At 41.7% G+C, this 17,652-nt stretch carries 22 protein-coding genes and 12 tRNA genes; 32 read left to right on the top strand and 2 right to left on the bottom strand.

All coding sequences use genetic code 11. From position 1 onward, the window contains the following. The first annotated feature begins 12 nt into the window (after window positions 1-12). The 4 genes from LCM09_RS19680 to LCM09_RS19665 are packed head-to-tail and all read left to right on the top strand — an operon-like array spanning window position 13 to window position 2,116. A complete protein-coding gene (locus LCM09_RS19680; RefSeq protein WP_224885342.1) occupies window positions 13-318 on the top strand; it encodes an antibiotic biosynthesis monooxygenase family protein in 306 nt (101 codons plus the stop codon). Next, window positions 315-686, top strand: coding sequence for a hypothetical protein (locus tag LCM09_RS19675; protein ID WP_224885340.1), 372 nt, complete (start codon window positions 315-317; stop codon window positions 684-686). The genes LCM09_RS19680 and LCM09_RS19675 overlap by 4 nt, the downstream gene beginning before the upstream one ends. A 13-nt stretch (window positions 687-699) precedes the next feature. Then, window positions 700-1,353, top strand: coding sequence for a cobalamin B12-binding domain-containing protein (locus tag LCM09_RS19670; protein ID WP_224885338.1), 654 nt, complete (start codon window positions 700-702; stop codon window positions 1,351-1,353). Then, entirely contained in the window at window positions 1,316-2,116 is an 801-nt protein-coding gene (locus LCM09_RS19665) for an STAS domain-containing protein (protein ID WP_224885336.1), read from the top strand. Before LCM09_RS19670 ends, LCM09_RS19665 begins: the two co-directional genes overlap by 38 nt. 43 nt (window positions 2,117-2,159) lie before the next feature. Here LCM09_RS19665 and LCM09_RS19660 read toward each other — a convergent pair whose 3' ends face one another. After that, complete coding sequence (locus tag LCM09_RS19660; RefSeq protein WP_224885334.1) at window positions 2,160-2,921, bottom strand: rhomboid family intramembrane serine protease; 762 nt, start codon at window positions 2,919-2,921, stop codon at window positions 2,160-2,162. Window positions 2,922-3,075: 154 nt separating this feature from the next. On the opposite strand from LCM09_RS19660, the gene acpS reads away from it, so the two are divergent. From acpS to LCM09_RS19585, 15 genes are all read left to right on the top strand, one after another. After that, window positions 3,076-3,432: a holo-ACP synthase gene (acpS, locus tag LCM09_RS19655; protein WP_224885332.1), complete on the top strand. Its 357-nt coding sequence runs from the start codon at window positions 3,076-3,078 to the stop codon at window positions 3,430-3,432. Between the two features lie 57 nt (window positions 3,433-3,489). After that, window positions 3,490-5,010 carry an NAD(P)H-hydrate dehydratase gene (locus LCM09_RS19650; RefSeq protein WP_224885330.1) on the top strand — a complete coding sequence of 507 codons (1,521 nt, stop codon included), beginning with the start codon at window positions 3,490-3,492 and terminating at the stop codon, window positions 5,008-5,010. Window positions 5,011-5,070: 60 nt separating this feature from the next. Next, on the top strand, window positions 5,071-6,075 hold the full coding sequence (locus tag LCM09_RS19645; RefSeq protein WP_224885328.1) for a LolA family protein: 1,005 nt from the start codon (window positions 5,071-5,073) through the stop codon (window positions 6,073-6,075). A gap of 142 nt (window positions 6,076-6,217) precedes the next feature. Continuing rightward, window positions 6,218-7,384: an alanine racemase gene (gene alr, locus LCM09_RS19640; protein WP_224885326.1), complete on the top strand. Its 1,167-nt coding sequence runs from the start codon at window positions 6,218-6,220 to the stop codon at window positions 7,382-7,384. A 129-nt stretch (window positions 7,385-7,513) separates the two neighbouring features. Further along, window positions 7,514-7,798 (top strand): CopG family ribbon-helix-helix protein, encoded by a 285-nt coding sequence (locus LCM09_RS19635; protein ID WP_263623097.1) that lies wholly within the window; start codon window positions 7,514-7,516, stop codon window positions 7,796-7,798. Window positions 7,799-7,802: 4 nt separating this feature from the next. Continuing rightward, a complete protein-coding gene (gene ndoA / locus LCM09_RS19630; RefSeq protein ID WP_048312992.1) occupies window positions 7,803-8,153 on the top strand; it encodes a type II toxin-antitoxin system endoribonuclease NdoA in 351 nt (116 codons plus the stop codon). A 238-nt stretch (window positions 8,154-8,391) separates the two neighbouring features. Continuing rightward, on the top strand, window positions 8,392-9,216 hold the full coding sequence (locus tag LCM09_RS19625; RefSeq protein ID WP_224885322.1) for an STAS domain-containing protein: 825 nt from the start codon (window positions 8,392-8,394) through the stop codon (window positions 9,214-9,216). 11 nt (window positions 9,217-9,227) lie between these two features. Further along, the gene (locus tag LCM09_RS19620; protein WP_224885320.1) at window positions 9,228-9,584 is read left to right on the top strand and encodes an STAS domain-containing protein; all 357 of its coding nucleotides are present in this window, start codon (window positions 9,228-9,230) and stop codon (window positions 9,582-9,584) included. 3 nt (window positions 9,585-9,587) lie between these two features. Next, entirely contained in the window at window positions 9,588-9,989 is a 402-nt protein-coding gene (locus LCM09_RS19615; RefSeq protein ID WP_224885318.1) for an anti-sigma regulatory factor, read from the top strand. 15 nt (window positions 9,990-10,004) lie between these two features. Then, window positions 10,005-11,015 carry a PP2C family protein-serine/threonine phosphatase gene (locus tag LCM09_RS19610; protein ID WP_224885316.1) on the top strand — a complete coding sequence of 337 codons (1,011 nt, stop codon included), beginning with the start codon at window positions 10,005-10,007 and terminating at the stop codon, window positions 11,013-11,015. Between the two features lie 86 nt (window positions 11,016-11,101). Continuing rightward, the gene (locus tag LCM09_RS19605; protein WP_224885314.1) at window positions 11,102-11,431 is read left to right on the top strand and encodes an STAS domain-containing protein; all 330 of its coding nucleotides are present in this window, start codon (window positions 11,102-11,104) and stop codon (window positions 11,429-11,431) included. A gap of 23 nt (window positions 11,432-11,454) precedes the next feature. Further along, window positions 11,455-11,910 (top strand): anti-sigma B factor RsbW, encoded by a 456-nt coding sequence (gene rsbW, locus LCM09_RS19600; protein WP_263623098.1) that lies wholly within the window; start codon window positions 11,455-11,457, stop codon window positions 11,908-11,910. Beyond that, window positions 11,879-12,673, top strand: a complete 795-nt coding sequence (sigB, locus tag LCM09_RS19595) for an RNA polymerase sigma factor SigB (protein ID WP_224885309.1) — start codon at window positions 11,879-11,881, stop codon at window positions 12,671-12,673. Before rsbW ends, sigB begins: the two co-directional genes overlap by 32 nt. Window positions 12,674-12,675: 2 nt before the next feature. Next, complete coding sequence (locus tag LCM09_RS19590; protein WP_224885307.1) at window positions 12,676-13,278, top strand: SpoIIE family protein phosphatase; 603 nt, start codon at window positions 12,676-12,678, stop codon at window positions 13,276-13,278. A gap of 105 nt (window positions 13,279-13,383) precedes the next feature. Beyond that, entirely contained in the window at window positions 13,384-15,561 is a 2,178-nt protein-coding gene (locus LCM09_RS19585) for a Tex family protein (protein ID WP_224885305.1), read from the top strand. A 9-nt stretch (window positions 15,562-15,570) separates the two neighbouring features. On the opposite strand, the gene cmpA is transcribed toward LCM09_RS19585, so the two are convergent. Next, window positions 15,571-15,684 (bottom strand): cortex morphogenetic protein CmpA, encoded by a 114-nt coding sequence (gene cmpA / locus LCM09_RS19580; protein ID WP_224885303.1) that lies wholly within the window; start codon window positions 15,682-15,684, stop codon window positions 15,571-15,573. 100 nt (window positions 15,685-15,784) lie between these two features. On the opposite strand from cmpA, the gene LCM09_RS19575 reads away from it, so the two are divergent. The 13 genes from LCM09_RS19575 to LCM09_RS19515 all read left to right on the top strand — a co-directional run bounded on the left by LCM09_RS19575 (window position 15,785) and on the right by LCM09_RS19515 (window position 17,524). After that, window positions 15,785-16,237 (top strand): SprT family protein, encoded by a 453-nt coding sequence (locus tag LCM09_RS19575; protein WP_224885301.1) that lies wholly within the window; start codon window positions 15,785-15,787, stop codon window positions 16,235-16,237. 191 nt (window positions 16,238-16,428) lie between these two features. Next, a tRNA-Asn gene (locus LCM09_RS19570) sits at window positions 16,429-16,503 on the top strand. 3 nt (window positions 16,504-16,506) lie between these two features. Further along, a tRNA-Ser gene (locus tag LCM09_RS19565) sits at window positions 16,507-16,597 on the top strand. Between the two features lie 7 nt (window positions 16,598-16,604). Next, window positions 16,605-16,679: transfer RNA gene (locus LCM09_RS19560), tRNA-Glu, on the top strand. 31 nt (window positions 16,680-16,710) lie between these two features. Further along, window positions 16,711-16,786: transfer RNA gene (locus LCM09_RS19555), tRNA-Asp, on the top strand. A gap of 22 nt (window positions 16,787-16,808) precedes the next feature. Next, a tRNA-Gln gene (locus tag LCM09_RS19550) sits at window positions 16,809-16,883 on the top strand. Window positions 16,884-16,888: 5 nt separating this feature from the next. Continuing rightward, window positions 16,889-16,964, top strand: a tRNA-Lys gene (locus tag LCM09_RS19545). Window positions 16,965-16,973: 9 nt separating this feature from the next. Then, a tRNA-Leu gene (locus LCM09_RS19540) sits at window positions 16,974-17,058 on the top strand. Window positions 17,059-17,089: 31 nt separating this feature from the next. Next, window positions 17,090-17,175 (top strand) — tRNA-Leu (locus tag LCM09_RS19535). A gap of 10 nt (window positions 17,176-17,185) precedes the next feature. Further along, a tRNA-Arg gene (locus tag LCM09_RS19530) sits at window positions 17,186-17,262 on the top strand. Between the two features lie 18 nt (window positions 17,263-17,280). Next, a tRNA-Pro gene (locus tag LCM09_RS19525) sits at window positions 17,281-17,357 on the top strand. 10 nt (window positions 17,358-17,367) lie between these two features. Beyond that, window positions 17,368-17,441, top strand: a tRNA-Gly gene (locus LCM09_RS19520). 6 nt (window positions 17,442-17,447) lie between these two features. Next, window positions 17,448-17,524 (top strand) — tRNA-Ile (locus LCM09_RS19515). The last annotated feature ends 128 nt before the right edge of the window (window positions 17,525-17,652 follow it).

Below are 17,652 nucleotides of genomic sequence, written 5' to 3'. Positions count from 1 at the left end.
AGGGGGAGAAAGATGTACATTGTGAACTCTGTCATCACAGTACCTAAAGATAAAGTGGACGAGGTCATCGGAATTTATCAAAAAAGGTCTAGAAGAGTTGATGACTTTGACGGCTTTATATCCTTTACTCTACTACAAAGTGAACATCGCCCAGAAGAGTTGACCGTACAAATGAAATGGGAGACGAAGGAGCACTTTTTCGCTTGGATGAAAAGTCCAGCGTACAAAGAGATACATGAATTAGAGAAGAAGTATCCTGATGCCGAATTGGCTGCTGTTAAGCCAAAAGTATACCGATATAAGGTAGTTGCAGAATGAAGGAAACAATCGATCATATTGTTGCACGAGTAGTTGAAGGGATTTATCAAGACATGCCTGAACTGCTAGAGAAATTCGGCGAACGAGGAAGAACGAAATGCAGAGAAGATAACTACCACCATATCAAGCATTTAGACTCAGCTTGCAAGTTAGAATCAGATGAGTTCTTTATTGATTATGCACTTTGGTTAAACAACCTGTTAACGACTAGAGGCATGCAAACAAAGCATGTGGTCGACAATTTTGAGCGGCTTGAAAAGGAAATACAACAAACAAACGAGTTCGAATATAAAGAGGACTACTTAAGGATTCTCTCGAAAGGGAAAGAGGAATTAGAAGAATTGAATGTAGATAGTCCTTCATTGTAAAAGAGGTGAGAATTTGCCTGTAGATATCAAACAATTAACCGATTTGCTTTTAGAAGGTAACGAGGATAAAGCATGGGAACTAATAGAAACTGAATCAGAATTATTCGATAGTAGTCACCTTGCCTTTGAAGTGTTAACACATGCAATGCAATTGGTAGGAAAGCTATGGGAAGAGAATGAAATTACCGTTGCAGATGAACACCTTGCAACGACGACCTGTGACTATGTTCTTTCTAGATATGCTTATGCGAAAAAGAAATGGAAACAGCCTTCTAATGGTAAGCGCGCACTCTTCTTATGTATCGACCAAGAACAGCATTATTTAGGCTTGAAAATGATTTCATTATTATTTGAAGAGTACGGTTGGGATACACGGTTATTAGGAGCTAATCTACCTCTTGAATATGCGGTTGATACAGCGAGTAAGTGGCAGCCTTTGGTAGTAGGAATTTCAGTGGCAATATTGTACAATGCGGACCAATTATCGAAGTACGTAACTGAACTAGGAAATTTATCCAATCAGCCAGAAGTTCTTGTCGGTGGTAGGCTTGCGTCGATGTACGATTTATCTAAATACTGCTCAACGAACACGGTGCTCGTACCTGACCTTAAAGAAATTAAATTGTGGCTTGAAGAACAGAAAGGTGATGGTCGTGATCATGGTTGACTTTGTTCATCATCCGTTACCTGCATTTCTTGTAGATCACGATTTAAACATTAAAGAGCAGTCAGAGCTTGCAACTGAATTATTTTCAAAACCAGCGTCTTTTCTTGATTGTGTTGATTCCGAAAGCAAGCAGAAAGCTATTGATTTATTGAAAAATAAGGACGAAATCGAGCTCGTATTAAACACAGTGGATTCACCTTACATGTTATTTAAAGTCTTTGCTCGTTGGACAGATAACGGTGAAGGGCAGATACTGTGTGTGAGACAGGATTCTCAGATCATGGAACTTTCTTCTATGCTCCAAATGCAGCGTGATCGATTAGCAGAAACAAACTTTGATTTGTTAGATAAGAAAGAAGAACTCGAAAATGCGATGAATAAAATAAAGAAGTTATCGAGTCCATTCCTCCCAATCTCTTCGAATCTATGTGTCATTCCGCTCTTTGGTTCACTTGATGAGGAATTATTTCTAATCAATGAGCAACAGTTACTCTCAACCCTTCAGACTGGCAGTTATGAACATGTCATTCTGGATTTTAATGGAATCGGTGAGATAGAGGAGACCGGAGTCTTTGCATTTCAATCTTTTTATCAAATGATTCAATTGGTAGGAGTTAATCCAATTCTTAGCGGTTTAAAGCCTCGTCACGTTTTTCGTCTGATGGAAAATGATTTCAACGTCGATCAAACGTTCCACATTACAGGAAGCTTAAAAGACGCCATTTCAAAGTATATACTCTCATCAAACGAAAGACACCGGTAATCCAGTGGAAGTGGATTGCCGGTGTCTTTCATTATATCTTCTCTTATAGAAATCTAACGATAAAACCAAGTAAAACGAGAACGATGAAAATTCCCCATAATACTTTTGAAACAGGACTCTGGCCACCTCGAGGCGTTCTCCTTTTCCAACGGTTTGGTTTAAATCGAATGGACCCTGGATCATCTGTGTACCGAATCTTTACTATACCACGATCGATAAAACGACTCGCTTTTGTTAGGAGCATAGGGGCTAGTGCAGCTCCCCCTAGAAAACCGAATATATGACCAAGGATATTGATGTTAGGGCTAACGAAGGTCATTAAGAGACCAATACCTAAAATCATAAGAATCAATTGCGAATTCGCTTGATCGATCAATTCTTTTCTATAGAATGCCATATAAAAGTAAATTCCAAATAGCCCAAAAATAGCTCCGGAAGCTCCAACATGACTGAAATAGCTATCCTGAAGGTAGAAGGTTGCTATATTCGCAATGATTCCTGCACCAAAGTACCCGATGAGGAACTTTGTTCTACCTAGCATTTGCTCAAGAGCTGGTCCGAAAAGATAAAGTGAAAACGAGTTGAACAATACGTGAGCGAATCCAGCATGAAGGAAGATCGGTGTAACAAGTCTCCAGTATTCACCAGCTTCAATATATCCATTAACACCAGCACCCAAGTTAAAGATCGACCGCATACCTAAAAGGTTTATGAGAAGAAAGAGGAGGATATGTATACCAATAAGTATGGAGATGATAGGATAATAACGAATAAATGAGCGAAAGTCTTCATTTCTTGAAAACATGAAGTCGACCACCTTTATAAGAAGTATAGAAAAATTGCCTGTTACAGGCAGGTGTTTCCACTATTAATTATTTCTAGTTTAGCATAGCTGTTAGAAGAGCACTATTATTAAAACTATGAGCTAACGCATTGGATTAGTACATTGGAGGAGTTAGATGATTCAGGGTATAGGGATCGATATGATTGAATTAGATCGCATTCGAAAAGCGATTGAGCGAAATGTGAATTTTCCTGCGCGTATCTTAACGAAGGAAGAACTAGCACAGTTTGAAAAGTTGAAAGGACATAGAAAGATCGAGTTTCTAGGAGGGCGATTCGCAGCGAAAGAAGCGTATGCGAAAGCAGTAGGCACTGGAATTGGGAAGTTAAGCTTTCAGGATATCACGGTTCAGAAATCAAAAGACGGTGCTCCTTTTATTGAAGGAAACGCTGAAAAGACAGTACATATCTCAATTTCACACACAAAAGATCATGCCATAGCTCAAATAATTATTGAAAGCTCGTCAAGCTAGTCTGCATATCATTGAGATTTGGCTCATATATTTTATCACGGTCAGGAGGGACCTGTTGTGAGAATCGTATCCGGGGAAGAAATGTATGAAGCAGACCGGTTTGCCATGGAGGAGATCGGCTTAAGTGGTGCAATGCTCATGGAGAACGCTGGTAAAGCGTTGTTCGATGCAATGAGAGAGAGGTTGAAGGGTCAACGAATTGCAGTCGTTATTGGTACTGGAAACAATGGCGGAGATGGTTTTGTTCTTTCTAGGTATTTGAAAGAACATGGGTATGATGTTGATGTCTGGGTCGTCCCCCCTATTAAGAAGTTGAAGGGAGATGCAAGGACTCACTTTACTATTTTCCGAAATTCAGGGTTCGAGTGGAAAGCCTTGAATGAAGAACTGCTTAGCCATCTTGACCATTATACAGTCATGATCGATTGTCTTCTTGGACTTGGAATTTCAGGACCGATTCGTTCTCCATATAAGGAACTAATCCAAGGTATGAACAAGTCGGAAGTCTCCGTCTATTCAGTGGATCTTCCTAGTGGGTTCCAATCTGATGGGGGATATGAAGGAGAAGCAAAACCGATAAGAGCCGAGAGGACATATACTCTTCAAGCTCCAAAAACGGGTGCTTTCCTTTACCCTGATGCTGACTATTACGGAGAACTTGAAATTCTAAATATAGGCCTTCCTCATAGAGCATTCGAGACATCTCGTTCCAAGCAAATGTGGACGAATGAAGATGTAGCAAACACCCTTAGTGATCGAACGGCATCCTCTCATAAAGGTAGCCATGGTAAAGGGCTAGTTATTGGTGGTTCAAGCGGAATGGCTGGGGCTCCTATCATGACGGCAAAAGCAGCATACCGTAGTGGGGCAGGATTAATACAGGCTGCAGTGCCAGAAGAGATTCTTTCGGTTACAGCTGGTGCGCTAATTGAAGCGATCTTTCAAGGTTGGCCTTCTGAAGGTGGTCACTTCACAGGAGAAGTGTCAGAAGAGCTTTCATTTGATGGAATAGCGGCTGGACCTGGTCTAGGACGAGAAGAGGGCGGAAGAGTGCTCGTTCAGACTGTAATGAAAGCAGATTGTCTGCTTGTGCTCGATGCTGATGCCCTTTATCACTTGAGTGGACTAAAAGAAGAGCTGACCAAAAGGCAAGCCCCTACAATACTAACTCCTCATCCAGGAGAAATGGCCAGATTAACAGGCTATTCGATTGCAGAGATACAACAAAATCGATTTGAGATCTCATACAGATTCGCACGGAAATTTGGCGTGTATCTCGTATTGAAGGGCCCATACACTCTCGTTACAGATCCTGATGGTAACCAGTTCGTGAATCCGACTGGGAATCCCGCACTTGCGAAAGGCGGTTCAGGCGATGTGTTAACAGGTATGGTACTTGCCTTTGTTATGCACAGTCAGTCGATTCAAGAAGGAATCAGCAATGCTGTTTATCTTCACGGGAAAGCAGCAGATATGCTTGTCCAGTCTGCACATTCTACGCTTGATGTACTGGCAACCGATGTCATTGAACAGATTCCGGCTGTTCTGCATTCATTTCTGAAACATCATTACGGATAAGTTTTTCACCAAACAGGAACCTTCTTTGTCGTTTTAAATGAGGCAAAGGAGTTGAATACAGTGAAAAGGTTCAGTTCCATTTTACTTCTAGGTGTATTGATGATGGTTGTGCTTATAGGGTGCGGGCAAAAAAGTCAGCAGGATGTGGTGGATTCACTCGATAAGAAATTAAACGAAATGGATAGTTATAAGGTCAACGCCAAAATGACTCTTGAGACTGGTGATGAGCCACAGCGTTACGATGTAGAAGTATGGTATCAGAAGCCATCTTATTATCGTGTTGAATTAAAGAATGCTTCAAAAGAACAAAGTCAAATTATCTTAAGAAATGATGAAGGGGTTTTTGTTCTAACGCCGGCATTGAATAAAAGTTTTCGATTCCAGAGTGACTGGCCAGAGAATGGAAGCCAAGCGTATCTTTATAACACTCTTGTTCAGGATATTCTAAATGATTCAGCTGCTAAGTTCGAAGCAAAGGATCAGGATTATGTTTTCACAACGAACACGAACTATCAAAATAAGAATTTATCCAAACAGTCTATTACGCTGAACAAAAAAGACCTTGCGCCAGAAAAAGTTTCGATTATGAACCAAGATATGAAGCCGCTCGTAAACATCGAATTCTCTGATATGAAGTTCAATGCTTCATTCGATAAAGGAGCATTCGATATGGAAAGAAATATGACGGCAGCTCAATTAGAAGTTCCTGTAATCGCTGCTACGAATGAGCCTTTTGAAGTTGTTTACCCAATGTACGAACCACAAGGTACAGGGCTCACTGATGAGAAAGAGGTTTCTCAGAATAAAGTGATTTTGAGCTTCACAGGTGAAAAGTCATTCACCCTGATCGAGGAAAAAAGTGAAGCGGCTCTAGAGACGAGTACACCAGTTACGATGAGCAATGGAGAGCCGATCGACCTTGGATTTACGATGGGGATCATGACGGATACAACCATTTCCTGGCACTATGATGGTGTTGATTTCTTCCTTGCTTCAACAGAGCTATCGACGGAAGAAATGGCAGCAGTTGCCCGTTCAGTTTACGGTAAAACTGAAATTAAATAAGACTTCATGAGGGTTCAGCTATGTGTACATGGCTGAACCTTTTTTCAAAAAAACACTTTCTCACTTAGTTGAAAGTAGCATCTTTGATAAAAAACTCCTAAAATAGAAGCCAGAGTGATCGCTTCTGATGGAGGAATTAATAATGGATAATCAATCGTTCTATCGAGAGACGTGGGCAGAGATCAATCTCGATGCAATCAAACAAAACATCTTTTCATTCAAGCAACACGTTCCTGAGAGTGTTTCAATCATGGCAGTCGTAAAAGCGGATGGTTACGGACATGGTGCAGAAGCTTCCGCTCGTACTGCGCTAAGTGCCGGGGCTTCCTATCTCGCTGTTGCGATTTTGGATGAGGCATTGAGTCTTAGAGAATCTGGAATCGACGCTCCGATTCTCGTGCTTGGTTATGTGCCAGCTATACATGCAAAGCTTGCATCCGAACAAAATATTACACTCACAGCCTTTCAAAAAGATTGGATCGACGAGGTTTCGGAAGTGCTAGGTGGAAAAGAACTTCGTGTTCATCTAAAAGTAGATACAGGTATGGGCAGATTAGGTATAAAGGGTGAGGAAGAAGCAAACCATATAGGGGAATCTCTCAAGCGTAATCCTTCTATTATATCTGAGGGACTTTACACACACTTTGCTACAGCTGATGAACCAGAGAATATGTTCATTGAAACTCAGCTTGAGCAATTTGAGAAGCTAGCGTCTACTCTTAAAGCTAGTGGAATTGAACCCGATTGGATTCATCTTGGAAATAGTGCCGGGTCTATGAGGATACCAGACCGAATCGGTAATCTTGTTCGAGTTGGTATTTCGATGTACGGACTTATTCCTTCACCTGATATGGAGAAGAGTAAGCCATTTAAGCTCAAGCGGGCTTTCAGCCTGCACAGTCGACTCGTGCACGTGAAACAGATGGATGAAGGCGACCCTATTAGCTATGGTTCTACCTATAAAGCATCTCGAGGAGAGTGGATTGGGACAGTTCCTGTTGGGTATGCTGATGGATGGATCAGAAAGCTTAATAAGATGAGTGTACTAGTAAACGGCGTAAAGGTACCGATCGTGGGGAGAATTTGTATGGATCAGTTCATGGTGAGTCTTCCACATCAACTTCCTATAGGAACGCAAGTGACACTAATTGGGTCACAGGGCTCTCAAGAAATTACAATAGACGACATTGCAGAGCAACTAGAGACGATAAACTATGAAATTCCTTGTATTATCAGTCATCGTGTCCCTAGAGTATTCATTGAAAACAAAGAAAAAAAAGGCGTAATGAATACAATTTTAAAAAAATAATAAAATATAAACAGGAATTTGCAAGAATTTGTTGAAATAGTCTTGTGGAAAGTTGTTTTGCAATGAGACGCTTACAATGGTAGTATTAATAGTGGAATTATATTATGAGTAGCAGTGCTTCGGAGGTGTATGTTTGTGACAGAGGCAAACAAAAAATCGATTGTTGTAACTCTCCCACAACATATTTTGAATGAGGTGGATGGTATTATTCAACAGGAACAGGTCGATCGTAACGAGTTCATTTCACAGGCCACGACAATGTATATTCGCGAACGAAAGAAGCGGCAGATTCGTGACGCCATGCGCCAAGGGTACATGGAGATGGCAAAGATTAATTTGAACCTTGCAGCAGAAGCCTTTCTTGTTGAGGAGGAAGCAGAGCACACCGTGGACCGCTTAGTAAGCGGGGTGTAACGGCTTGATTGTCAAACGAGGTGACGTGTATTTTGCTGACCTTTCTCCTGTTGTAGGTTCTGAACAAGGCGGAGTTAGACCAGTCCTTATCATTCAGAACGACATCGGGAATCGTTTTAGTCCAACTGTCATCGTTGCCGCAATTACTGCACAAATTCAAAAGGCAAAGCTCCCTACACATGTAGAGATTGATGCCAAACGATATGGATTTGAACGTGATTCGGTTATTTTATTAGAACAAATACGCACGATTGATAAACAGCGTTTAACTGATAAAATCACTCACCTTGATGAGGGTATGATGCAGCGGGTGCAAGAAGCCCTGCAGATCAGCCTTGGGCTTATTGATTTTTAACAATTAGATATTCGCAAAACGGAGCTGCTCTTAGAGCAGTTTTTTTGTTATATATCACTTTTGATGAGATGTAAAACATTTCATGTTGTCGAAAGAAGGGAATTTTCTAGCTCTGTCGAAAAGTGTGTTAAGATAATAGTGATGAAATAGGATAATACTCGGAAAGTATATTTATTGCGAGTCTTCACTCGTAATGAGAAGATAGATGTTAAGCATGTTGATTGTAGGGAGGAGCACCATGGACAAGCTAATCATTCAGATTTTAAATGAAAGCCGCGAGCGCATTTATTCCAGATGGATGGATGAAATGGAACGAGCGCGTGAAGATCATAGGTTGCAATCGATAACCGACGCAACGTATGAAGATACAAATAATGAACTCTTTGAGATTATTTACACACACATTGAACAGAACGTTCATAGACCGACCGAACGGATGACAGAGTTTGCTGAGAGATTATTAAAGGTAGGCTGGAGACTGAGCTATATCACTCAAGGTCTTCAAACTTTCCGTAGAATTATCTTAGCAGTGCTACTCGATGCGAATCATTCTAGTGAGAAAGTCTTCAATATGTATGACGAAATTGATCGTTGGATCGATCCGATTATCAATCAATTGATCAATGAAAGCTCAAAAAACTGGGAAAACACTGTTTCGATCCAAAAGGTAGCTCTTCAAGAATTATCAGCTCCATTAATCCCCGTTTTTGAGAATATTAGTGTGATGCCTCTGATCGGCACGATTGATACGGAAAGAGCCAAGTTGATCATGGAGAACCTTTTGACCGGTGTGATCAAACATCGCTCTCAGGTCGTGTTGATCGACATTACTGGTGTTCCAGTTGTTGATACGATGGTAGCTCACCATATAATACAGGCTGCTGAAGCGGTTCGACTCGTTGGTGCGCAATGTATCCTTGTTGGTATCAGGCCAGAGATTGCACAAACAATTGTTAACTTAGGTATAGATTTAGGACAGTTTCCAACAAAGAGTACCTTATTCAAAGGTATGAAAACGGCTTTAGAAATGACAAAACGACAAATGATCGACCTTGATGAATAGGGGGAAATACCGTGCGAATTCCTATTTTAAAACTCAATGAATATTTATTAATAACGATTCAAGTAGACTTAGATGATAAAACCGCCCTGCAATTTCAGGAAGATTTGCTCGAAAAGATTCATGAAACAGGAGCAAAGGGGGTTGTCATTGATCTAACTTCTGTTGATATGATTGACTCCTTCATCGCGAAAGTACTAGGCGATGTTGTGCGCATGTCGAATTTAATGGGGGCAAGAGTAGTGTTGACGGGTATCCAACCCGCCGTTGCGATTACTTTGATCGACTTAGGTATCATGATGAAAAATGTCCCTACAGCATTAGATCTAGAACAGGGGTTAGAGAAATTACAACAGGAATTGGGGGGATAAGCAATGAATATCCAATCCTGTGTGGAAGTCCGTAATGAGTGGGATATTGTTAAAGCGAGACAATCGGGTAGGAACATTGCTAAAGAACTGGGGTTTGGCACAGTGGATCAAGCAAGAATTACTACTGCGATCTCAGAACTCGCCCGTAACATATATCTCTATGCCGGAAAAGGTGAAGTAACTATTGAACGAACTGAGGCCGGTAGCAAACTAGGCTTAAAAATTATAGCGGCTGATTCTGGTCCTGGAATTAAAGATATAAGACGAGTGATGGAAGATGGATTTACGACTTCGGGTGGTCTCGGAGCTGGTCTTCCAGGTGTGAAACGCCTCATGGATGAATTCACAATAGACTCAAAAGAAAATGAGGGCACGAATATAACAGCGATAAAATGGCTCCGGTAAGGAGGATAAGCAAGAATGGACGACCGAGACCTTCAGTATGAAAAGTACAAATCGATATTAGAGAACTATTTAGAGGAACAGTCAGAACAGACGCTCTATAAAGGACAGCAGTTCAGCAGAAAGATGATTGAACAACAAATTTCTCCTGAAGAGGCGGTTAGTCTCCATGTTAGCGTCCTAGAAGAGCTCTTCCCTGATTTGCCTGAGCCCCTTAAGAACTCATATGACTTTTTACTCGAAATGATGATTGGTTACGGTTTCGCGTACCGTGAGCACCAAAGTCTTCGAAACAGACAGCAGCAACTCGAATCAGAAATTGAGGTTGCTGCTAATATGCAGCAAACACTTCTGGCAGGAAAGAAACCAGAAGTGGATAATCTGGATATCGGTGCAATAAGCAAACCTGCCCAAAAAATGAACGGGGATTATTACCACTTCGTTCAGGATGAAAATGACTGCGTAAGCGTTGCGATCGCAGACATTATTGGTAAGGGGATTCCTGCTGCGCTCTGTATGAGTATGATTAAATACGCGATGGACAGTGCTCCTGAGCAACGAATGCAGCCTGGTGCTGTTCTTGAAAACTTAAACCGCGTCGTCGAACAAAATGTTGATCCCAATATGTTCATCACAATGTTTTATGGTCTATATGATTCCAGGGTTCATTCATTTTATTATGCAGGCGCCGGTCATGAACCGGGCTTTTTTTACGATTCGGAAAAAGATCAGTTCGAGGAACTCTTTACAAAGGGTCTAGTCCTTGGAGTTTCGAAGAAAACATCTTATCGAGAATATCAGCGCGTACTAAATGGGAACGATATGGTTATCATGCTCTCTGATGGTGTAACAGAATGTCGATCGAGCCAAGGTTTCATCGAACGTGATGAGATTGTCGCTATGATCCGTAAATATATACACCTCTCTGCGCAAGAAATCGTGGATTCTGTCTACAAAGAGCTTGAGCGACTGCAAGAATTTGAACTCCGAGATGACTTTACACTATTAATTTTGAGAAGAAAGGTTTAGTTTTCTCTAAAACGTGGAATAAGAATTTAGTATTCATTTCGTGAAAAGAAAATTTATTATGTAACGACCTATAAGGGGGAAATGTTATGAATTTGCAGATCAAACAAGAGGATCAAGGAAATACACATAATCTATACATTGCAGGAGAAGTTGATGCATACACTGCACCCCAACTGCGAGAAGCTTTGCTTCCACTAACAGGTAAGGAAAGTCATGAAACACTCGTTCACCTCGGTGATGTTAATTATATGGACAGTACAGGATTGGGCGTTTTCGTCGGAGCCCTTAAATCCTCTAAAGAACATGGTAGTACACTAAAACTTCGTGGTATGACATCGAGAGTTCAACGTCTTTTTGAAATCACTGGTCTAGACGAAGTGATTGACATCGAAGACGCAAAGGGGGGATCAAAGTGATCAATATTTCTGATTTCGTAGAAATGAAAATACCAGCCCAGGCTGAATTCGTAGGTGTAGCAAGATTAACAGTTTCAGGAATTGCGAACCGTATGGGCTACTCATATGATGAAATCGAAGATATCAAAATCGCGCTATCTGAAGCATGTACGAACGCTGTAAACCATGCTTACAAAGAAGACGAAAAAGGACAAATCACAATCGGTTATGGCATTTATGAAGATCGACTTGAAATGATGGTTCTAGACCGTGGGCAAAGCTTTGATTACTCTAAGGTCTCTGAGAAGCTCGGACCTGTTGATAGTGATAAATCCATTGATCAACTCAGTGAAGGAGGATTAGGGCTCTTTCTTATTGAATCGCTGATGGACAAAGTGGAAATCAGTGGAGAGGATGGTGTTGTTGTGATGATGACGAAGTTCCTCCACAGAGATGGGGTGGAAGCAGATGCCGGCACAATCTCATCAACCCCAAAATAAAGATAGCAAGAATGAAGTATACGAATGGATTGAACAATATCAAAATGATCCGACTGATGAAGTGGTCCAACTTAAGTTAGTCGAAAGATACGAAGATTTAGTTCAATCCCTCGCAAGGAAGTTCTCAAAAGGTAAAAGCATTCATGATGATCTTTCCCAAGTAGGTATGATTGGGTTGCTTGCTGCGCTTCGACGCTATGATTCCTCGTTTGGAAGAAGCTTCGAGTCGTTTGCAGTTCCAACCATCGTAGGTGAGATCAAGCGATTCATCCGTGATAAAACGTGGAGTGTCCATGTTCCCCGTAGAATAAAGGAACTAGGGCCACGTATTAAGAAAGCTGTTGAAGATCTTACAAACGAATTACAGCGTTCGCCAAAAGTGGATGAATTGGCAGAATACCTCAATGTTTCTGAAGAGGAAGTACTTGAGACGATGGAAATGGGCAAAAGCTACCAAGCTCTGTCTGTTGACAGTTCGATCGAGGCTGATCAGGAAGGTAGTACAGTTACCTTACTCGACTTAGTCGGTGACCAGGAACAAGGCTTTGATCTTGTCGATCAACAGATGGTATTGAAAAAGGCGTTTGCTGTTCTAAGTGAGCGAGAACAAGAAATACTTAACTGCACGTATTTCGAGAACATGAGTCAAAAGGAAACGGGTGAGAAGTTAGGGATTTCACAAATGCATGTCTCTAGATTACAACGTAGGGCTTTAGAAAAGCTAAGGCAGGCAATTCGTATAGAACCTACGGAGGCCTTTTAGGTATGTATCATCATTATGAATTTGACCAGTTGACCGTAGCAGCATATCAAAAGGCAAAAGACGGTAATCAGATGTGTGGAGACAGCTATTTCGTTGAAGAAACCAAGGACCATTTCATCTGTGCTGTAGCAGATGGTCTTGGAAGCGGAGATCTGGCAAGAGATTCCTCACTTGCAGCGATTAATGCTGTGAAGGATAACCAGGAAGAAGATGTAGATGAATTAATGAAGCTTGCCAATGAAGAGATGAAAGGTAAAAGAGGATGTGTCTTGTCTATTTTCAAATTGAACCTCCAAACGAGACAAATGGAGTTCAGCGGAATCGGCAATATCAATCTAATTGTATACCATCCCGATGGTCGAATTATTCGTCCGATATCCTATTCAGGTTATCTTTCGGGTAAGCTTCAGAAAGTTAAAGTTCAAAACATCGAATATCCTAAAGGCTCTTCATTCATAACGTTTTCTGATGGTGTTCAAATTAGCTCAAGAAATCATGCGATGATTGCTAAGTATGATACGGTCGAAGAATCCTTTCGTCACCTAACAAATACACTGCCACCAACAAATGATGATATCACGTTACTCGTGGGGAAACCCGTCTAGTGAAAAGTTCTTCCGTAATTATGGAGGGCTTTTTTATTTTGGAGAGACTTTTAACGAGGGTGATATTCCTGTAAACTTATACTATTATGTATGTAATTAGGAGGAATGGCTTTGGGAATTACGGCTGAAAAGCAACCGGAACTATTTAATAGAGTAGGACGAAAGCTGAATATATCAGAAGAACGTGTTCGTCAGGTCATCACGCTTTTAGATGATGGGAACACTGTGCCGTTCATTGCCAGGTATAGAAAAGAACTGACCGGTGGCCTTGATGAGGTTGAGTTAAGAGGGATTCAGGAGTCATGGACTTACTTACAAAACCTCGAGAATCGAAAAGAAGAAGTAATTCGTCTTATTGAGGAACAAGGTAAGTTAACGGATGAGTTAAAAGGGAAGCTAGTGAAAGCGACAAAGCTCCAAGAAGTCGAAGACCTTTACCGACCTTATAAACAAAAGAAGCGTACAAGAGCTACGATTGCAAAAGAAAAAGGGTTGGAGCCATTAGCAGAATGGTTATTGAATGAGGGGAAAGAAAATCCAGAAGAAATAGCATCTACTTTTATTTCAGAAGAAAAAGAAGTTTCTACTATAGAAGATGCGCTACAGGGTGCAAAAGATATTATCGCAGAATGGATCTCGGATGATGCGGAAGCGAGGAAGTGGATCAGAGCGAAGACGTTTCAGCACGGTACGCTTCAAACGAAAGTGAAATCAGAAGAAGATGATCCTAAGAAAATCTTCGAAATGTATTACGACTACCAAGAGGGAATTGCGAAGATTGTTCCTCACCGCGTTCTTGCTATCAACCGAGGAGAGAAAGAGGGAGTAGTGAAGGCTTCCGTCGTCACACCTTTTGATACGATATATGAATACTTACGCAAAAAGCTGATTCGCGAGCAGCAGGGAGATTGTGTTTCCATTATGGAAGAAACGATTGAAGATGCTTATAAGCGATTGATTCAACCTTCCGTAGAGAGGGAGATTCGTAAGGAATTAACAGAAGTGGCAGAGGATCAGGCGATACATATCTTCTCTGAGAACTTAAAGCACCTCCTGCTTCAGCCACCTCTAAAAGGAAAAAGAGTGCTTGGGTTAGATCCAGCTTATCGAACGGGTTGTAAGCTTGCGGTTGTTGACGATACAGGAAAGATGCTTCATGTATCAGTTATATATCCCACTCCACCGCGTTCTGAGGTCGAAAAATCAAAAGAGATCGTCAAAAAGCTAATTTCGGAATTTGATATCGAAATGATTGCAATCGGAAATGGTACTGCATCAAGAGAATCTGAGCAGTTTGTTGCCGAAGTGATCAATGAAGTAGAATCTGAAGTAGTCTATTTAATCGTTAATGAGGCTGGGGCAAGCGTCTATTCAGCGTCAGACCTTGCAAGAGAAGAGTTCCCATCACTTCAGGTAGAAGAACGATCCGCTGTTTCAATTGCGAGGAGAGTTCAAGACCCTCTTGCTGAGCTCGTGAAAATCGATCCAAAGTCAGTTGGAGTTGGCCAATATCAGCATGATGTTTCACAAAAGAAGTTAAATGATCAGCTAACGTTCGTAGTAGAAACTGCAGTAAACCAGGTAGGGGTTAATGTGAACACTGCTTCTGTGTCCCTCCTTCAATATGTTGCAGGACTGTCTAAGTCAGTAGCTAGTAATATCGTGAAAAAGAGAGATGAAGAAGGAAAGTTCACGAGTCGCGTACAGTTAAAGAAAGTACCTAGGCTTGGTGCGAAAACATACGAGCAGTGTATCGGGTTCCTAAGGATTATGGAAGGAAAACAACCCCTAGATCAAACGGAAATCCATCCAGAAAGTTATAACGTAACGAAAGCATTGCTTGTCCAAATTGGATGTGATCCAAAAGATATTGGTTCAGATAAACTTGTTCAAGCACTTTCATCACTTTCGGTTAAAGTAACGGCTCAAACGCTTGAAATAGGAGAACCTACGTTAAAGGATATTATCAAGTCACTTCAAAAGCCCGGAAGAGATCCGCGAGATGACCTTGCTAAACCATTATTGAAAACAGATGTTCTGAAGATGGAAGACCTTGAAAAAGGAATGGAGCTAGAAGGTACAGTCCGGAACGTAGTCGATTTTGGTGCTTTTGTTGATATAGGTGTGAAACAAGATGGCCTCGTGCATATCTCAAAATTAACGAATCGATTCGTCAAAAACCCAATGGACGTGGTCCATGTAGGTCAAGTTGTTACTGTATGGGTAGACAGTGTTGATTTACAAAGGGAGAGAATTGCCCTTACAATGTTACAACCATCATAAGCACTGCCCTTAGGGGCGGTGTTTTCTTTTATAAAAGAACCAACATTGGTTTAATAACTTAATCTGATAGCGGTCTTTCTCTAAATAGGCTTGTTGAAGCTGTCTCTTAAACCAGACAGGCATCAAAATCTCCTCCTTTTAACTAATGACACGTTTGATTAGATGCTGTAAATTAGTTTATGATAAACTGCTTGGGTGTGTTCGAAGCACAGGAGGGATATTTATGGATAATGAAATGCTACAATCAATGGTAGAAAAAATATCGATCGAATCATTCGGAATACCCTTTGCTCACGAAGCAACGTTCAATCCACTCTTACGAACAACTGGTGGTCGTTATCTATTGAGGTCCCATAACCTTCAATTCAATCCGAAGCATTACGATGAGTACGGTCTTGATGAACTAACGGGAATCATTAAGCATGAGCTTTGCCACTACCATCTTCACATTCAAGGAAAGGGATATAAGCATCGAGATCGAGATTTTAAAGTACTTCTCAATCGTGTGGGTGGCTCGCGCTACTGCCAGGCTGTTCCTAATCAAAGGCGTACGGAGAAGGTGAAACACTTTTATCAATGCTCAAAGTGCGAAGCTTCTTATAAAAGGAAACGAAGAATAGATACATCAAGGTTCGTTTGTGGAAAGTGCAAGGGAAAACTCTTCAAAACTTCTTGAATGTTATTATTGACGGTACAAGTGCTATGTGTTAAATTAATATAGTCTCTTTGAGAGACTTGTCCAAAACGCTCATTCAACGCTTCAAAAACAGTTTAAAAAACTTATGAGAATGTGTTGACTTTGCTTGCTGGATGAGTTATTATATTAAATGTCGCCGATAACGCAGACGACAACAAACATCATATTATTCCACAGTAGCTCAGTGGTAGAGCTATCGGCTGTTAACCGATCGGTCGTAGGTTCGAATCCTACCTGTGGAGCCAAACGGAGAAGTACCCAAGTGGCTGAAGGGGCGCCCCTGCTAAGGGTGTAGGTCGCGTGAGCGGCGCGAGGGTTCAAATCCCTCCTTCTCCGCCATTTTTATGGCCCGTTGGTCAAGTGGTTAAGACACCGCCCTTTCACGGCGGTATCACGGGTTCGAATCCCGTACGGGTCACCAACTTTTATATAAAAACAAAACTGCATTAAGTGGTCCTGTGGTGTAGCGGTTAACATGCCTGCCTGTCACGCAGGAGATCGCGGGTTCGATTCCCGTCAGGACCGCCATTTTAATAACTAACATCGATATTGGGCTATAGCCAAGCGGTAAGGCAACGGATTTTGATTCCGTCATGCGCTGGTTCGAATCCAGCTAGCCCAGCCACTATCGAGCCATTAGCTCAGTTGGTAGAGCATCTGACTTTTAATCAGAGGGTCGAAGGTTCGAATCCTTCATGGCTCACCATTTTCTTTTGCGGGTGTGGCGGAATTGGCAGACGCGCTAGACTTAGGATCTAGTGTCTTACGACGTGGGGGTTCGAGTCCCTTCACCCGCACCAATTCAAACAATGATTTACGAAAAAACGATTCGCGGTTGTGGCGGAATGGCAGACGCGCTAGCTTGAGGGGCTAGTGGGGGAGACCCCGTGGAGGTTCGAGTCCTCTCAACCGCACCAACTATATAATGCGCCCGTAGCTCAATTGGATAGAGCGTCTGACTACGGATCAGAAGGTTAGGGGTTCGACTCCTCTCGGGCGCGCCATTTTCTTAATAACATAGTCGGGAAGTAGCTCAGCTTGGCAGAGCACTTGGTTTGGGACCAAGGGGTCGCAGGTTCAAATCCTGTCTTCCCGACCATCTATATAATGCGGGTGTAGTTTAGTGGTAAAACCTCAGCCTTCCAAGCTGATGTCGTGGGTTCGATTCCCATCACCCGCTCCATAAGATGGGCCTGTAGCTCAGCTGGTTAGAGCGCACGCCTGATAAGCGTGAGGTCGGTGGTTCGAGTCCACTCAGGCCCACCATCTTTTCTTAAAAAAGTTGTTGACTTCGATTGAGTTGATGTGATACATTAATAAAGTCGCTGAAAACGACATTGAAAGAAACAAATCGATCTTTGAAAACTGAACGAAACGCCATGCAAGAAATTGTT

Origin of the sequence: Guptibacillus algicola (assembly GCF_020171805.1) — a bacterium.
GTDB classification, from domain to species: domain Bacteria; phylum Bacillota; class Bacilli; order Bacillales; family Guptibacillaceae; genus Guptibacillus; species Guptibacillus algicola.
Note: the sequence above shows the minus strand (reverse complement) of the source record. Positions and strands in the feature narration are given on the sequence as shown.